At 71.7% G+C, this 15,485-nt stretch carries 13 protein-coding genes and 1 pseudogene; 11 read left to right on the top strand and 3 right to left on the bottom strand.

The features are described from left to right. Window positions 1-30: 30 nt before the first annotated feature. On the top strand, window positions 31-1,713 hold the full coding sequence (locus DK389_RS01585) for an acyl-CoA dehydrogenase family protein (RefSeq protein WP_109887079.1): 1,683 nt from the start codon (window positions 31-33) through the stop codon (window positions 1,711-1,713). Window positions 1,714-1,801: 88 nt separating this feature from the next. Here the strand turns inward: DK389_RS01585 and DK389_RS01580 are convergent, their stop codons facing one another. Together DK389_RS01580 and DK389_RS01575 are read right to left on the bottom strand one after the other, a co-directional pair. Further along, complete coding sequence (locus DK389_RS01580; protein WP_109887077.1) at window positions 1,802-1,987, bottom strand: hypothetical protein; 186 nt, start codon at window positions 1,985-1,987, stop codon at window positions 1,802-1,804. Between the two features lie 128 nt (window positions 1,988-2,115). Next, window positions 2,116-3,389 (bottom strand): annotated as a pseudogene (locus DK389_RS01575) (glycosyltransferase). A gap of 120 nt (window positions 3,390-3,509) precedes the next feature. Here DK389_RS01575 and DK389_RS01570 point away from each other — a divergent pair. The 4 genes from DK389_RS01570 to DK389_RS01555 all read left to right on the top strand — a co-directional run bounded on the left by DK389_RS01570 (window position 3,510) and on the right by DK389_RS01555 (window position 8,162). Continuing rightward, complete coding sequence (locus tag DK389_RS01570; protein ID WP_109887075.1) at window positions 3,510-4,814, top strand: glycosyltransferase; 1,305 nt, start codon at window positions 3,510-3,512, stop codon at window positions 4,812-4,814. Window positions 4,815-5,114: 300 nt separating this feature from the next. After that, window positions 5,115-5,468: a phasin gene (locus tag DK389_RS01565; RefSeq protein ID WP_109887073.1), complete on the top strand. Its 354-nt coding sequence runs from the start codon at window positions 5,115-5,117 to the stop codon at window positions 5,466-5,468. A 180-nt stretch (window positions 5,469-5,648) separates the two neighbouring features. Continuing rightward, a complete protein-coding gene (locus DK389_RS01560) occupies window positions 5,649-6,488 on the top strand; it encodes a phasin family protein (protein WP_109887071.1) in 840 nt (279 codons plus the stop codon). 210 nt (window positions 6,489-6,698) lie between these two features. Next, complete coding sequence (locus tag DK389_RS01555; RefSeq protein ID WP_109887069.1) at window positions 6,699-8,162, top strand: Do family serine endopeptidase; 1,464 nt, start codon at window positions 6,699-6,701, stop codon at window positions 8,160-8,162. Here the strand turns inward: DK389_RS01555 and htpX are convergent. Then, entirely contained in the window at window positions 8,159-9,067 is a 909-nt protein-coding gene (gene htpX, locus DK389_RS01550) for a zinc metalloprotease HtpX (RefSeq protein ID WP_109887067.1), read from the bottom strand. The genes DK389_RS01555 and htpX overlap by 4 nt on opposite strands. Window positions 9,068-9,233: 166 nt before the next feature. On the opposite strand from htpX, the gene DK389_RS01545 reads away from it, so the two are divergent. The 6 genes from DK389_RS01545 to DK389_RS01520 all read left to right on the top strand — a co-directional run bounded on the left by DK389_RS01545 (window position 9,234) and on the right by DK389_RS01520 (window position 15,431). Beyond that, window positions 9,234-10,562, top strand: a complete 1,329-nt coding sequence (locus tag DK389_RS01545; RefSeq protein ID WP_109887065.1) for a replication-associated recombination protein A — start codon at window positions 9,234-9,236, stop codon at window positions 10,560-10,562. Further along, on the top strand, window positions 10,559-10,891 hold the full coding sequence (locus DK389_RS01540; protein WP_236960515.1) for a GlpM family protein: 333 nt from the start codon (window positions 10,559-10,561) through the stop codon (window positions 10,889-10,891). Before DK389_RS01545 ends, DK389_RS01540 begins: the two co-directional genes overlap by 4 nt. A 413-nt stretch (window positions 10,892-11,304) precedes the next feature. Further along, the gene (locus DK389_RS01535) at window positions 11,305-11,676 is read left to right on the top strand and encodes a PAS domain-containing protein (RefSeq protein ID WP_162560439.1); all 372 of its coding nucleotides are present in this window, start codon (window positions 11,305-11,307) and stop codon (window positions 11,674-11,676) included. Then, window positions 11,673-12,320, top strand: coding sequence for a helix-turn-helix domain-containing protein (locus tag DK389_RS01530; protein WP_162560438.1), 648 nt, complete (start codon window positions 11,673-11,675; stop codon window positions 12,318-12,320). The genes DK389_RS01535 and DK389_RS01530 overlap by 4 nt, the downstream gene beginning before the upstream one ends. 218 nt (window positions 12,321-12,538) lie before the next feature. Further along, complete coding sequence (locus DK389_RS01525; RefSeq protein ID WP_109887059.1) at window positions 12,539-13,786, top strand: Hsp70 family protein; 1,248 nt, start codon at window positions 12,539-12,541, stop codon at window positions 13,784-13,786. A gap of 136 nt (window positions 13,787-13,922) precedes the next feature. Then, window positions 13,923-15,431: an RluA family pseudouridine synthase gene (locus DK389_RS01520; protein WP_109887057.1), complete on the top strand. Its 1,509-nt coding sequence runs from the start codon at window positions 13,923-13,925 to the stop codon at window positions 15,429-15,431. The last annotated feature ends 54 nt before the right edge of the window (window positions 15,432-15,485 follow it).

Genomic DNA, 15,485 nt, shown 5'->3' with positions numbered 1-15,485 from the left:
CCCAATACCTTCCAGTCCGAGAGATTGCCCATGTCAGCCTCACCCGCCCTCTCGCCCGCGCCGCAGGACCTCGTCTCGCTGAGCCGCGAAGCGGCCGAGGACGCCAAGAAACTCGTCGCCGAGGCGACGCGCCGCGTCCGCGCCCGGGTCCTGTCGCCCGAGGGCAAGCTCGATGCCGCCAAGCTCGAGACCGAGCAGCACGCCGCCCACGGCCTCGCCTGGCTCGCGACCTACGGCGAGGCGGTGCGCGAGCTCGCCCATTACGCCGCGAACCTCGAGGCGGCCGGCCGCCTCGGCGAGACCGAGACGCTCCTCGTGCGGATCGGCGTCGGCGAGTATCTCGACCAGATGTTCGGCGGCATCCCGATGAGCCAGGGCGAGATGGTGCGCCCGACCTCCTCGCTCGGCCTCTCGGCCCGCGAACTCGCCCAGTTCCGTACCGGCGCCATCGAGGCGATGATCGCGGAGGGCAACACGCCCGAGCACCGCGCCGCGCTCGTGGCGCGGATCCGCGACGGCGGCGGCTCGGCGACGGTGGGCGATTCCGGCCTCGACGAGGACATGGAGGCGATCCGTACCGAGATGCGCCGCTTCGGCAAGGCCGAGGTGGTGGAGAAGGCGCAGGAGTGGCACCGGGAGAACGCCTACATCCCGATGGAGATCATCGAGAAGATGGCCGAGCTCGGCGTCTTCGGCCTGACGATCCCCGAGGAATACGGCGGCATGGGCCTGCCGAAGATCTCGATGTGCGTGGTCTCGGAGGAGCTGTCGCGCGCCTATATCGGCGTCGGCTCGCTCGGCACCCGCACCGAGATCGCCGCCGAGCTGATCCTGTGCGGCGGCACCGAGGAGCAGAAGCAGCGCTTCCTCCCGAAGCTCGCCTCCGGCGAGATCCTGCCGACCGCGGTCTTCACCGAGCCGAACACGGGCTCCGACCTCGCCTCGCTCCGCACCAAGGCGGTGAAGGACGGCGAGACCTGGAAGATCTCGGGCAATAAGACCTGGATCACCCACCCCGTGCGGGCCGACATCATGACGGTGCTGGTGCGCACGAAGCCCGAGGAGAAGGGCCATCGCGGCCTCTCGATGCTGATCGCCGAGAAGCCCCGCGGCTCGGACGCGGATCCGTTCCCGGTCCAGGGCCTGTCGGGCGGCGAGATCGAGGTGCTCGGCTACCGCGGCATGAAGGAGTACGAGCTCGCCTTCGAGAATTTCGAGGTGCCGGCCGCGAACCTCCTCGGCGAGGTCGAGGGCAAGGGCTTCGCCCAGCTGATGCAGACCTTCGAATCGGCCCGCATCCAGACGGCGGCCCGCGCCATCGGCGTGGCGCAATCGGCCCTCGACGTCGGCCTGCGCTACGCCGAGGAGCGGGTGCAGTTCGGCAAGGCGCTGGTGAACTTCCCCCGCGTCGCCGACAAGCTCGCCATGATGGCGGTCGAGATCAACATCGCCCGCCAGCTCACCTACTTCTCTGCCCGGGAGAAGGACGAGGGCAAGCGCTGCGACCTTGAGGCGGGGATGGCGAAGCTGCTCGGCGCCCGCGTCGCCTGGGCGGCCGCCGACAACGCCCTGCAGATCCACGGCGGCAACGGCTTCGCGCTGGAATACACGGTGAGCCGCATCCTCTGCGACGCGCGCATCCTCTCGATCTTCGAGGGTGCGGCCGAGATCCAGGCCCAGGTCATCGCCCGGCGCCTGCTCGAGACCGCCTGAGCCTGCGTGAGAAAAAGGAAGGAGCCGGGGCCCTCGGGTCCCGGCTCCGTCATGTCGGCTGCTCGTCGGCAGGTCGCCGCTCGGGCGGCTACTTCGTGATCTTCACCGAGACCGGATCGCTTGAGGGGAAGGTCTCCTCCAGCGCCTCGTCCAGGCGCTCGTTCATGGCCTCCTGACGGTTCTCGGGATTCTGCTTGTCGCCGGGCTTCGCGCTGTCCTGCTGGAAGCCGGGTTTCGCCTGCCCGTCGGGTGGCTTCGGGTTGGTCTCGGCCATCGTGGCACTCCTCGGACGCGGAAGGCACCGGGCCGGTGCCGATCTCCGTCAACGCGAAGCGCGGGCGGGTGTTTCCGCATCCGCGGGCCGCCCGCCGCTCCCGTCCGGGAGGTCTTCCGTTCTTCGCGTCAGCGCACCGGGTGCGGGAACGCCATGCGGGAGGCCGGCGCCTGGGCGAGGCGGGCGGCGACCGCCTCCCGCATCACCGCGTCGTAGACGAGCGCCAGCCGGTCGAGATGCGCGTCGCGGGTGAGGGGGCCGCCCAGTAGCGGTCGTGCGCGGCGCGCCCCGTCCGGTCGGCGAGGTCGTCGTCGGCGAGGCGGCGCAGATGGGCCGCCAGCGCCTCCGGGTCGCCGGAGCGGAACCAGAAGCCGGTCTCCCCGTCCTCCACCGCCTCGCGGCCCGCGCAGGCGTCGCTGACGATCACGCCCGTGCCGCAGGCCAGCGCCTCGTAGACGGTGAGCGGCTGCCCCTCGTACCAGACGCTCGGGAAGACGAGGGCGCGGGCCGAGCGCATCAGGTCCTGGATCGCCGCCGGGCCCTGCCAGCCGAGCATCACGGCCTCCGGATAGCGCGCGGCGAGTTCCGCCGCCTGCTCGCCGTCGCCCGCGAAGACGGGGCGGATCCCGGCGCGGCGCGCGGCCTCGGCGAAGACCGGCGCGCCCTTCTCGGCGGAGATCCGGCCGACGAACAGGAAGTCGGCGCCGGCCTTCGGGCGGACGGGCGCGTCCGGCACCGAGATCGGGTTGGCGACCCGGTGGAAGACGGTCGTGCGCGGCAAATGCGGCACGATCGTCCGCTCCTGCAGGTCGCTGATCGTGATGACGTGGCGGAACAGCTCGGGCAGACGCGCGACGGAGGCGAGCCCGGCGTGGCGAACCACGCGCAGGAGCTTGCGCGGGTAGGAGCGGGCGTCGCAATGCGTCGTCAGACAATCCCGCGACAACGGCGTGCGGTGGCAGATGCGGGCCGCCGGATACTCGTAGAAGCCCCCGTTCGGGCAGACGAGGAAGAACTCGTGCATCGTGTAGACGAGGGGTAGGCCGCTCTCGCGCAGCGCCAGCCCTATCGAGGGCGAGAGCGCCTTGGCGAAGGCGTGGACGTGCACGATCGTGTCCCGCGGGTCGGCGAGCCGCAGCACCTCGGCGAGGCGGCGGGCGGCCGTGCGGTTCCAGATCGCCTGGAGCGCGAAGGCGAGCTTGCTGCGGGCGGTCGAGATGTCGTCCTGGTTCAGGCAGACGACGCGGATGCCGGACGCCGCGAGGCGGGGATCGGCCGGGCCCACCGCCGCGAAATAGGTCACCCGGTGGCCGCGGGCGGAGAGGCCGAGCGCCGAATCGATCGCGACCTTGGCCTGTCCGCCGTTGACGAAGGCGTGGTCGGCGACGAGTACGACGTGCAAGGCGAGACCATCCCGGCGCCGGAAGCTGTCCCCTTATTTACCGGACGGCAGTTGATTGCGGGTAAATCGTGAGCGGACGCCCGAGACGCTCTGCGGACGTCGTCGGACGAAGGGCTCGCCGTGCACGTCGTCATCCTGGCCGAGTTCGCCGTGCCGAGCGGGGGCGCCGAGAAGGTCGCCGTGGAATCGGCGCGGGGCCTCGCCGATGCGGGCCACGACGTCACTTTCATCCAGGGCGTGAAGGGGCCGGCAGACCCGCTCCTCGACCATCCGCGCCTCAGGCGGATCGCCCTCGACCTGCCCGACATCTGGAGCCGTCCGGCGCTGGCCGCGGCCTCCGCCGGCATCTGGCACGGCGCGGCGGCGCGGCGCCTCGCCGCCGCCCTCGACGGGCTGCCGGTGCCGCCCGACTGTCTCCATCTCCACCAATGGACGCGCTCCCTCTCGCCGAGCGTCTTCCCGATCCTCCTCGGTCGGGGCGTCCCCGTCTTCGTCACGCTGCACGATTACTTCCTGGCCTGCCCGAACGGCGTCTATTACCGATTCGACCGGAACGAGCCCTGCGGCCTGAGGCCGATGTCCGCCGCCTGCCTCGCGGCGCCGTGCGACGCGCGCAGCCGCGCCCACAAGCTCGTCCGAACCGGGCGCACGGCGGCACTCCGCAGGGTCGCGGGCGGCAGCCGCCTGCACCTCGTCCATGTCTGCGACGCCTCTCTCGCTCGGATGGGCCCGATGCTTGCAGGCCTCGCCGCCAGCCATCACCGTGTCGACAATCCCGTCGCGGTGGCCCAAGCGGCGCCGGCGCGGCCGGAGCGGGGTGATGCCGTCGCCTATGTCGGGCGAATGACGGAGGAGAAGGGCGCCGACCTCGTGGCGGCGGCGGCGCGGGAGGCGGGCCTGCCGGCCCTGTTCATCGGCTCCGGCCCGCTGGCGGAGCGCCTGCGTGGACAGGAGGGGATCGAACTCCTCGGCTGGCGCGGGCCTGCGGAGGTCCAGGCGATCCTGCGGGCGCGGGCACGGGCCGTCGCAGCCCCCTCCCGCTGGCTGGAGACGGGTCCGCTCACGGTCTACGAGGCGCTCGCCGCGGGCATCCCGGCCGTGGCCTCGGAGCGCTCGGGCGCGGCCGAGAAGGTCCGGCACGGCGAAACCGGCTACGTCGTGGCGCCCGAGACGGGCGCGCTCGCGGACGCGTTCCGGGCGCTTCGCGACGACGAAACGGTAGCGCGCCTCGGCCGCGCCGCGCATGCGCGCTACTGGTCGGCGCCCCTCTCGCTCGCCGCGCATTGCGTGGCGCTGGCCGCCCTCTACGGACGGGCCGTTCGCGGAGATTTGTGTGCGCCGCAGCAGGAGGGGGCACGATTCGCGGCGAGCGGAGCCGCTGCGCCCGCTCCGGCGCGGGAGCCGGATCTCGCCGTGAGGCTATAATCCTCGATCCGGGCCCGTGACCGCGAATGATCGTCCATTCTCCGTACCATCGGTGACAATCGCGTGAAATGAATGCAAGATACTGACAGGAGACGGCCGCAGGATTTGACGGCCGGCGCCGCGCCGTCATAGGCTGAATCTCCGCGCCTCGCTCAGCTTCTAGTGAAGTTGAGAGACGTCGACCGATGTCAGGTTTCGTTCCATCGGCGTGTTGACTTCTTTGCTGCAATGCAACATAAGTCCGGTCGTTGACGTCGGCCCCATGCGCCACGTCGGACGAACCATCCGCGAGGAGACGATATGACGACCCAGACCTTCGAGATTCCGAGCGAGCTGCGCGACTTCGCCGAGAAGTCCGTCGATCAGGCGCGCACTGCGGTCGGCACTCTGATCACCAACTCGATCAAGGCCGCCGATCAGGTCCAGTCCTCGTCGCAGACCTTCCAGACCACGCTCCAGGCCGCCGTCGCGAAGGGCTTCGACCACGCCCAGACGAACGCCAACGCGACCTTCGACTTCGCGCAGAAGCTCGTGCGCACCAAGGATTTCCGCGAGGCTTTCGAGCTGCAGTCGGAGTTCGTGCGCAGCCAGTTCGCCGCGCTCCAGGCCCAGGCCAAGGATCTCGGCGCCCTCGCGCAGAACGCGGCCCGCTGAGTCCGGGCTGACAGGCCCGGCCCCTCGCGGGCCGGGCCCCGACCCCGCCAGGCACGGCGGGACCATCTTGAATCGCCTCGACGAGGCCCCGTTTTCAGGTCGGCCGGAGGCTGACGTCGGCCCGCCGCTCGCCAGACCGGGCGGATTTGGGGACCGCGGGGAGTTGAGGAGAGGAGAGACATGGTGAACCGTCGTACACAGAAGAATTCCCGCCCGGCCCGGCCGAGCGCACCGCGCGCCGTGGCGAGCGCGGCGACCGACAAGGGGTCGGTGAAGTCCGCCCTGCCGAAGAACGAGCCGGCCAAGCCCGCGGCCGCGAAGTCCGCCGAGGCGCCGCAGGCCGTTGCCAAGCCGCCGCAGGCCGCTGCCAAGCCGCCGCAGGCCGCTGCCAAGCCGCCGCAGGCCGCTGCCAAGCCGCCGCAGGCTGAATCGAAGGCGGCGCCCGCGAAGCCCGCCGCTCCCCAGCCAGCGCCGAAGCAGGCCGAGAAGCCCGTAGCGGCCGCGAAGCCGACCCCGGTCGAGACGAAGCCCGCGGGCACGCTGCTCGACAGCGTCGCAGCGGCCCCGCTCTCGGCCGCCCTCGGGGGCAAGCCCGTCGCGGCGGCGCCCGTCGAGGTCGCCAAGAAGGCCGTCGACGCCGCCGTCGAGATCGCCGCCAAGTCGCCGCCGGTCGTGGCCGTGAAGGCGGCCGAGACGGTGCGCGAGGAGGTCCGCAAGGAGGTCAAGAAGGCGGCCGCGGCGGCGCCCGGCGCCCGCAAGCTCCCCTTCGAGTTCCTCAACATCAGCCTCTCGGCCCCGTCGATCGACGTGAGCGGCATGAACGCGACGGTGCTCGCCTTCATCCGCAACGAGAGCGCCGCCGCCCTGAGCCACCTCCAGGCTCTCGGCTCGGCGAAGTCGCCGGCCGACCTGATCCGGCTGCAGGTCGCCGAGATGCAGCGCGTCGCCGACGCCTCGCTGACCTGCTGGAGCGACCTTGCCCGCAAGGCGAGCAAGGTCGTCGAGCAGCCGAAGCGCTGACCCGGAACCGGGCCGCTCCACCCGTACCGCGTCCTCCGGGCCCGCCGCGCGGCGGGCCCGGAACGATGGCGCCACCGGCACGCGGACTCTCGCGCGCCGCATTTGTCGGCGCTAAATAGCCCGGACAGACGCTCCGCATCCTGCGCCCGGAAGCCGCCTCACGGCCGCCGGTCGAGCCCGGTGCGGGCCGTTCCATTCCGGGAGCCTTGCATGAACCGTTCGCCCGTCCCGCTCGCCCTTGCCGGCGCGGTCGCGCTCGTCCTCTCCGCCGCGCCCGCGCCCGCGCCCGCGCAGATGATGAAGACGCCGGACGCCTCGCCCTCGAAGGCGGCGCCGCAGGCGCGGGGCGACGTGCAGCTCTCCTTCGCACCGGTGGTGAAGAGGGCCGCGCCCTCGGTCGTGAACGTCTACGCCTCGCATGTCGACAAACGGCCCCAGGCGCGTGCCAGCGCCATGGACGAGTTCATGCGCCGCTTCTTCGGGGAGCCCGGCCGCGGGCGCGGGCCGAGCATGCCGGGCGACCGGGCGCAGCGCTCCCTCGGCTCGGGCGTGATCGTGGACGATTCCGGCCTCGTCATCACGAACAACCACGTCATCGACAACATGAACGAGGTGCGCATCGCGCTCGCCGACCGTCGCGAGTTCGAGGCGACGATCGTGCTGCGCGATCCGCGGACCGACCTCGCCGTCGTCCGGATCAAGAACCCCGGCAGCGGCCTCGTGCCGATGCCCTTCGGCGATTCGGAGACCCTCGAGGTCGGCGATTTCGTGATGGCGATCGGAAACCCGTTCGGCGTCGGCCAGACCGTGACGCAGGGCATCGTCTCGGCGCTCGCCCGCACCCAGGTTGGCTCCTCGGACTACCAGTTCTTCATCCAGACCGACGCGGCGATCAACCCGGGCAATTCGGGCGGGGCGCTCGTCGACCTGCAGGGACGCCTCGTCGGCATCAACACCGCGATCTACTCGCAATCCGGTGGCAGCCACGGCATCGGCTTCGCCATCCCCGCCGGCATGGTCAAGGCGGTGGTCGAGACCGCCAAGGGCGGCGCCAGCACCGTGCGCCGGCCCTGGCTCGGCGCCCGCGTCCAGAGCGTGACGCCCGACATCGCCGAGAGCATGGGCCTCGACCGGCCGACCGGCGTGCTGGTGGCGAGCCTCCAGGCCAAGAGCCCCGCCGAGGAGGCCGGCCTGAAGCGCGGCGACCTCATCCTGTCCGTCGACGGCCAGAACGTCGACGACCCGGAAGCCTTCGGCTACCGCTTCGCGCTCAAGGGGATCTCGGGCGAGACCAAGTTCGGCGTGCTGCGCGGCACCGGCCGCACGGCGGTGACCGTGAAGCTCGGGCCGGCCCCCGAGACGCGCCCGCGCGACGCCCTCAAGGTGCGGACCCGCTCGCCGTTCCTCGGCGCGACGCTGGTGAACACCTCGCCGGCGGTCGCCGAGGAGATGCAGGTCGATCTGCCCGGCGAGGGCGTGGCGGTGCAGACGGTCGAGGACGGCTCGGTCGCGAGCCGGGCCGGCCTCCAGAAGGGTGACCTGATCGTCGCGATCAACGGGGTCGCGATCGCGAGCACGAAGGACCTCGAGCGCGTGACCCGCAACACGCTGAATATGTGGGAGGTCTCGATCAACCGCGGCGGCGAGGTGCTGACCTCGGTGTTCGGGGGCTAGCCCCAGGGCCCGCCGCGGCCGGTCCACGGCGCGTCCCGGAACCCGCCCGGCCGGCTCGGGCTTGCGCCGCTCTCGCCCGCGAGCCGGTGCAGGGCCGCGACCCGGTTCGCGGTCGCCGGATGGGTCGAGAACAGGTTGTCGAGGCCGTGGCCGGACAGCGGGTTGACGATGAACAGCGGCGCGGTGGCCGGGTGGCTCTCGGCCGAGGGGCTCGGCACCCGCGCGACGCCGGCCTCGATCCGCTGGAGGGCCGAGGCCAGCCAGAGCGGGTTTCCGCAGATCAGCCCGCCCTCCCGGTCGGCGGCGTATTCCCGCGAGCGGCTGATCGCGAACTGGACGATCATGGCGGCGATTGGCGCCAGCAGCGTGGTGCCGATCAGGACGATCGGGTTCGGCCGCGCGTCGCCCCGCCCCCCGAACAGGAAGCCGAACTGCGCGAGCGTCGCGATGGCGCCCGCGAGCGTCGCCGAGACCGTCATGGTGAGCGTGTCGCGGTTCCGGATGTGGGAGAGTTCGTGCGCCATCACGCCGGCCACCTCCTCGCGGCTCAGCGTCGAGAGGAGGCCGGTCGTCGCGGCGACCGCGGCGTTCTGCGGGTTGCGGCCCGTGGCGAAGGCGTTCGGCTGCGGGCTGTCGATCAGGTAGACCCGCGGCATCGGCAGGCCGGCGCGGTGGGAGAGATCCCGCACCATCGCGAACAGGTCCGGCGCGGTGCGGGCGTCGACCTCGCGGGCGTCGTGCGCGGCGAGCGCGAGGCTGTCCGAGCGCCAGTAGGCGTAGAGGTTCGTCAGCGCGGCGATGCCGAGGGCCACGGCCATGCCGCGGCCGCCGCCGATGAGCAGGCCGACCGCCCCGAACAGGGCCGTCAGGCCGGCGAGCAGCAGCGCGGTCTTGAGGACGTTCATGGGTCGGGCACCTCCGGGACGAGACTCCTCAGGTGGGTTCGCCCCGGCTCGCCGGAAAGGCCCCGCTTCGCCCGGCGGGCGGCCCGCGAAGACGCGAGGCAAGACGCAAGGGGAGAGCGGCGCCGGCGGCCTTGCGGAGGAGGGCGCCGGGGGTGTTGATGGCGCGATGTCAGACCTCTTCGCCTCGGCCGGGATCGAGACCGACAGCCCCGGCCCCGACGCCCCGCGACCGCTCGCCGACCGCCTGCGCCCGAAGACGCTCGGGGAGGTCGTCGGGCAGGAGCACCTGACCGGGCCCGACGGGGCGCTGACGCGGCTCCTGCGCTCGAACAGCCTCGGCTCCCTGGTGTTCTGGGGCCCGCCCGGCACCGGCAAGACCACGGTGGCCCGGCTGCTCGCCCGCGAGACGAGCCTGCATTTCGAGCAGATCTCGGCGATCTTCTCCGGCCTGCCCGACCTCAGGAAGGTCTTCGACGCAGCCCGCAAGCGGCGGGCGACGGGGCAGGGGACGCTGCTCTTCGTCGACGAGATCCACCGCTTCAACCGGGCGCAGCTCGACGCCTTCCTCCCCGTGATGGAGGACGGCACGGTGACGCTCGTCGGCGCCACCACGGAGAACCCGTCCTTCGAGCTCAACGCCGCGCTCCTGTCCCGCGCGCGGGTCCTGCTGTTCCGGGCGCTCGACGAGGCGGCGATCGCCAAGCTCCTCGTGCGCGCCGAGACCCTGACGGCCAAGGCGCTCCCCCTCGACGAGGAGGCGCGCGGCGTCCTCGTCCGCATGGCGGACGGCGACGGGCGCGCGTCCCTGACGCTCGCCGAGGAGGTCTGGCGCTCGGCCGCCCCCGGCGAGACCATCGACGCCGAGACCCTGCAGGCCATCATCCAGCGCCGCGCCCCGATCTACGACAAGGCGCAGGAGGGCCATTACAACCTCATCAGCGCGCTGCATAAGACCGTGCGCGGCTCGGACCCGGACGCGGCCCTCTACTACCTCTGCCGGATGCTCGACGGCGGCGAGGACCGGCTCTTCATCGCGCGCCGCCTCGTGCGGATGGCGGTGGAGGATATCGGCCTCGCGGACCCGCAGGCGCTGGTCGTCGCCAACGCCGCCAAGGACGCGTTCGACTTCCTCGGCAGCCCGGAGGGCGAGCTGGCGCTGGCGCAGGCGACGATCTACCTCGCCTGCGCGCCGAAATCGAACGCGGTCTACAACGCCTACAAGGCGGCGACCCGCGTCGCCAAGGAGAACGGGTCGCTGGCGCCGCCGCGCACCATCCTCAACGCGCCGACGAATCTGATGCGCAAGCTCGGCTACGGCGAGGGCTACCGCTACGACCACGACGAGCCGGACGCGTTCTCGGGCCAGGATTACTGGCCGGACCGGCTCGGGCGCCAGCATTTCTACGCGCCGACCGACCGCGGCATGGAGAGCCGCTACGCCGACCGCCTCGCCCATTGGGAGCGCCTGCGCCGCGAGCGCCGGGGGGATGGGTGATCGAGGTTCTCTGGAAGGGGCTCGTCGGCGGCCTCGTGACGATGGCGATCGTGCTCGCCGCGCGGCGGGGCAACGTGCTTCCCGGCATCCTGCCGCTGGCGCCGACCTTCGCGATCATCGCGCTGCTCGCGGTCGGCGCGAAGGGCGACGCCGCCGGGTTCCGCGAAGCCTGTCTGGCGGGCGCGAAGACGATACCCGCCTACCTCGTGTTCCTCGCCGCCGCCTGGTGGCTCGGCGACCGGCTCGACTACCGCCTCGCCATCCTCGGGGCGCTCGCCGCGTGGCTCGCCGTCGCCGCCCTGATCTTCTGGCTGCCGCGCTGGCTCTGACGAGGCTCTGACGTTCGGGCGACACGATTCAAGCCGGCCAAGAACCAGAGCGCCCACCTCTCACGATCGACAGCCCGAGGCGATCGCTGACAGAAAAGAGCAAAATTCTATCAAATTTACCGATCATTTCGGGGTCTGATTTCAGAAAAGATATAAATTTGCTCAAATTCAGACTTTGGCGACGCGTTCGTTGCTATAAACATTGAAATTTCAAATTTGCGATAGATTCCACTATTCATTTCTCGGCGAGCCAGGGCCGCCCGTCAACGGCACGTTGTCCGGGCATCTGTGGCCGCGCGCGGTTTCTAGACTGGACTTGGTGTCATGGACGTCGGCTTCCCTTCGCTCATCCACAGCAGAGCAGGCCGCGGCATCCGCAACCCGATGCCCTGGACGCACGGGGGGTCGGCTCGGTGAACGCTGCAGGACTCGCCTTCTCGTCGTCCGGGCTCCTCCGGTTGCTCGAAGGCTTCGGTCTCACCGGGAACTGGAGTTGGAGCTTCGCCACCGGCAGCCAGACCTGGTCCCTCGGCCTGCACGGGATCCTCGGTCTTTCAGCCGGCACGGTGCGGCCGAGCTACGAACTGTTCCGAGATCTCGTTCACCCGGAGGATCAGGCCCAGATCGAGACCCCCTCGGAGATCGTGGAGGGCGGGCTACTGCGCGACCATACGGTGCGGGTGGTCCGCCCGGACGGCTCGATCCGCGTCCTGTCGACCCGGGGGAGATCTACGTCTCGCCGGAGGGACGGCCCCTCGGCGCTGCCTGCACGGTGCTCGATGTGACGGAAGGGAATCGGCTGGCGCTCGCACAGGCTGCCGAACGGCGCCGCCGCTGGACCGTCTTCGAGCAAACCCGCTGCTTCCAGTTCACCCGCTCCGTGACGGGCGCATTCCGATACCCGCCGGAACTGCTCGCGCTGACCGGGTATTCCCAGGAGATCGTGGATGACGGGTTCATGCGCGTCCTGCCCGAGGAGCGCGAACATTGGCGCAGCTTCGGCTTCGAGCGCTGGATGGCTGGGCAACCCTACCGGGCGACACCACTGGTCCCGTTCGCCGACGGCCGGCGCGAGCGGCTCGCGGCCGTGTTCGTTCCGGTGCGGGATGCCCAGGGTCGCGTCTTCGAATGGAGCAACATCACGACGCCCGCCTCTGCCGGCAGGGTCGAGATTTCGGGCGGGGCGCTCGCCGGCCTGGAGCAGGCCGTGCGGGGGAACCACCTTCGGGCTGCCCGCGCGCTCCTCGACTGGTCGATGCAGGATCTGGCCCGGGCGAGCGGCCTCTCCTTCTCCACCATTCGGCGCCTGGAGGACAACGCCGAGGGACCGGCCGCCCGCTCGCGTCACGGCGCGATCGCGGCGCTCCGAGCCGCCGGCATCCGCTTCGTGCTGATGGATGGTAGCCGAATCGCCGTCGCGCGGCGCTAGTCGCACTGTCGAGGCAAGGGGCGTCCGGCGCGCCATGCCGGCCAATGAGAGGCCGCACGATGCCCGCCGGTTCGCCGGCTGTGTCGGCGGCATCGTCGAGGAGACCGACGCGACATGGGCGAACGTGGCATCTGGCCGGCGGTAGACGCGCGGGCGCCGAACCGCTAGGTCAGCCGCCCCGTCCCGACCCCGATTCTCAAGCCGGAGATCCTTCTCTGATGGCGGCCTGCGGCCTCGATTTCGGCACCTCGAACACCACCCTCGGCCGCTGGCAGGACGGCGCACCGCGCCTCCTGAGGCTGGAGGGCGGACACGTCACGATCCCGAGCGCGATCTTCTTCGCGCCGGGCCGCGAGGCCGTGATCGGCCGCGCCGCCATGAGCGCCTACGTCGAGGGCGTGCCGGGCCGGCTGATGCGCAGCCTCAAATCCGTGCTCGGCTCCTCGCTCCTTGAGGAGACGACGCCGGTCGGGCGCGAGCGAGTGCGCTTCCGCGACGTCATCGGCCGCTATCTCGCGGGCGTGAAGGCGCGGGCGGAAGCCGAGGCCGGCAAGAGCTTCGACACGGTGGTGCACGGCCGGCCCGTCCACTTCATCGACGACGATCCCGAGGGCGACCGCAAGGCGGAGGACGCGCTCCGGGGAATCGCCGAATCGATCGGCTTCCGGCACGTCTCCTTCCAGTACGAGCCCATCGCCGCCGCGCTCGATTACGAGCAGGGGATCGCCCGCGAAGAACTCGCCCTCATCGCGGATATCGGCGGCGGCACGTCGGATTTCTCGATCGTGCGGCTCTCGCCCGAGCGCCATAGCCGCGCGGATCGCGCCGGCGATATCCTGGCCAATGACGGCGTGCGCATCGGCGGCACCGACTTCGACCGTATGCTCAGCCTCGGGACGGTGATGCCGCTGCTCGGCCTCGGCAGCCCGATGCGCCGGGGCGACCTCGCCGTTCCGAACGCCTATTTCCACGACCTCGCCACGTGGTCGAGCATCAACCGCCTCTACAATTCGAAGACCCTGCGGGAGATCGAGGAGACCCGGCGCGACGCCTCGCGCCCCGAACTCCTCGGCCGCCTGCACGCGGTGGTGGAGGGCGAGCGCGGCCACAGCCTCGCGATGGAGGTGGAAGGCGCCAAGATCGCGACCTCCGAGCGCGGCGGGGCGCGGCTCGACCTCGGCTGGATCGAGGGCGGGCTCGCGGCCGAGATCGACCGGGACGGGCTCGTGCGGCACACCGGCGATTTGGCCCGGCGCATCGCGGAGCGGATCGGGCGTTGCCTTGGCCAAGCGGGCGTGGGGGCGGACGCGATCGACGCCCTGTTCCTCACGGGCGGCTCGACGGGGCTCCCGCACGTGCGCGCCGCGCTGACGACCTGCCTGCCGCAGGCCCGCGTCGCGGAGGGCGACACGTTCGGCTCCGTCGGAACCGGGCTGACGCTGGAGGCGGCTCGGCGCGCGGCCTGAAGGCGCCGTTTGTCGGCGCGGCGGACGGGTGCTAGATCAGCCCGCCCCGCGACGGTCAGGCCGCGCGGGGAGACTCTGCGTCAGAGCAATGAGACGGGGCGAGGCCGGCGGATGCCGTCGCCCGAGCGGCAGGACCATGACAGGAAAGCCTCCCCATCGCGGCGGCCCGAAGGGCGGAGGCCGCGGCCGCGGCCCCGGCGGGCAGGCCAGGCCGCGCTCCGGCGCCCCGAAACGCGCCGAGCGCGCCGGAACCGGGCCGCGCGCCACTGCGCTCGACGCGGCACAGCGCGCCGCTCGGCTTCGCGGTGACGACACGCTCGACCGCGCCCCCTGGAACCCGGCGGAGGGAGCGTCGGAGGCCGCCGGCCGGCCCCGCGCGGCCCGACCCGGCGGCGCGCCCGCGACGCGGCCGGGCCAAGCCTCTCGCCAGGACTCATCCCGCCAGAAGGCGCACCGCGAAGGTCACCAAGATACGCGCCAAGATACGCGCCAAGACACGCACCAAGGTTCTCGCCACGAGCTTCGGCAGGATTCCGGCCAGGAGCCCCGCCGGGAGCGGGCGCCCCGCCGCCCGCCGTCCCGCGACGCGGCGCCCACCGAGGCACCGACCCGGCGCCAGCAGCGGGAGGCCGCGAGCGCGACGCTCGCGAGCGGCGTCCAGACCCTGACCGTCGAGGCGGACGAGGCGGGCATGCGCATCGACCGGTTCCTGACCGCGCGCTTTCCGCAGCTGCCCTTCACCCGTGTCCAGAGCGTCGTCCGCAAGGGCGAGCTCCGCGTCGACGGGAAGCGGGCGAAGCCCGGCGACCGGCTGGAGCCCGGCATGAGCGTGCGCGTGCCGCCGCTCAAGCTCGACCAGCCGGGCGAGCGCCCCCGCAGCCCCGTCCGCGACCGGGATGATGCGGCCTTCCTGCGCTCGCTGATCCTCTACGAGGACGCCGAGATGATGGTGCTCAACAAGCCGTTCGGCCTCGCCGTCCAGGGCGGCTCCGGCACCGTGCGGCACGTCGACGGCCTACTCGAGGCGCTGACGGAACCGGGCGGGCAGAAGCCGCGCCTCGTCCACCGCCTCGACAAGGACACGGCGGGCTGCCTCATCGTGGCCAAGACGCGGCTCGCGGCGGCGACGCTCGCCAAGAGCTTCCGGTCGCGCGCGGCGCGCAAGGTCTACTGGGCGCTGACCGCGGGCGTGCCGCGGGTGCGCCAGGGCCGCGTCTCGACCTACCTCGCCAAGGAGGAGCCGACGGATGCCGACGCGCGCATGCGCATCGCCAAGCACGGCGACGAGGGCGCGAGCCACGCGCTCACCTATTACGCGGTGATCGATCAGGCGGCGCAGAAGGTTTCGTGGATCTCGTTCAAGCCGGTAACCGGGCGCACGCACCAATTGCGCGCCCACGCGGCCCATATCGGGCACCCGATCGTCGGCGACCCGAAATACTTTTCCGTCGAGAACTGGGCGCTGCCGGGCGGCATCCAGAACCGGCTGCATCTCCTCGCGCGCCGGATCGTGATCCCGCACCCGCGCACGGGCCGGCCGATCGACGTCACGGCGCCGCTGCCCACCCACATGGCGCAGAGCTGGAACCTCCTCGGCTTCGACGCCGGCCGCTACGACCCGATCATCGAGGCGCCCGAGGACTGAGGTCCGCGACGACGAGGCCCGGTGCTCGCGGCCTCGGGGCGCCTTGGCAATCGA

Source organism: Methylobacterium durans (genome assembly GCF_003173715.1).
Taxonomy (GTDB): domain Bacteria; phylum Pseudomonadota; class Alphaproteobacteria; order Rhizobiales; family Beijerinckiaceae; genus Methylobacterium; species Methylobacterium durans.
The sequence above is the reverse complement of the archived record's forward strand: the minus strand, read 5'-3'. Positions and strand labels throughout refer to the sequence as shown.

Bases quoted from the DNA above. Each gene is read 5' to 3' on its own strand.
- DK389_RS01565 (WP_109887073.1), top strand. From the start codon at position 5,115: ATGACGACCCAGACCTTCGAGATTCCGAGCGAGCTGCGCGACTTCGCC.
- DK389_RS01525 (WP_109887059.1), top strand. From the start codon at position 12,539: ATGGCGGCCTGCGGCCTCGATTTCGGCACCTCGAACACCACCCTCGGC.
- htpX (WP_109887067.1), bottom strand. From the start codon at position 9,067: ATGAACGTCCTCAAGACCGCGCTGCTGCTCGCCGGCCTGACGGCCCTG.
- DK389_RS01560 (WP_109887071.1), top strand. From the start codon at position 5,649: ATGGTGAACCGTCGTACACAGAAGAATTCCCGCCCGGCCCGGCCGAGC.
- DK389_RS01555 (WP_109887069.1), top strand. From the start codon at position 6,699: ATGAACCGTTCGCCCGTCCCGCTCGCCCTTGCCGGCGCGGTCGCGCTC.
- DK389_RS01520 (WP_109887057.1), top strand. From the start codon at position 13,923: ATGACAGGAAAGCCTCCCCATCGCGGCGGCCCGAAGGGCGGAGGCCGC.
- DK389_RS01585 (WP_109887079.1), top strand. From the start codon at position 31: ATGTCAGCCTCACCCGCCCTCTCGCCCGCGCCGCAGGACCTCGTCTCG.
- DK389_RS01580 (WP_109887077.1), bottom strand. From the start codon at position 1,987: ATGGCCGAGACCAACCCGAAGCCACCCGACGGGCAGGCGAAACCCGGC.
- DK389_RS01545 (WP_109887065.1), top strand. From the start codon at position 9,234: ATGTCAGACCTCTTCGCCTCGGCCGGGATCGAGACCGACAGCCCCGGC.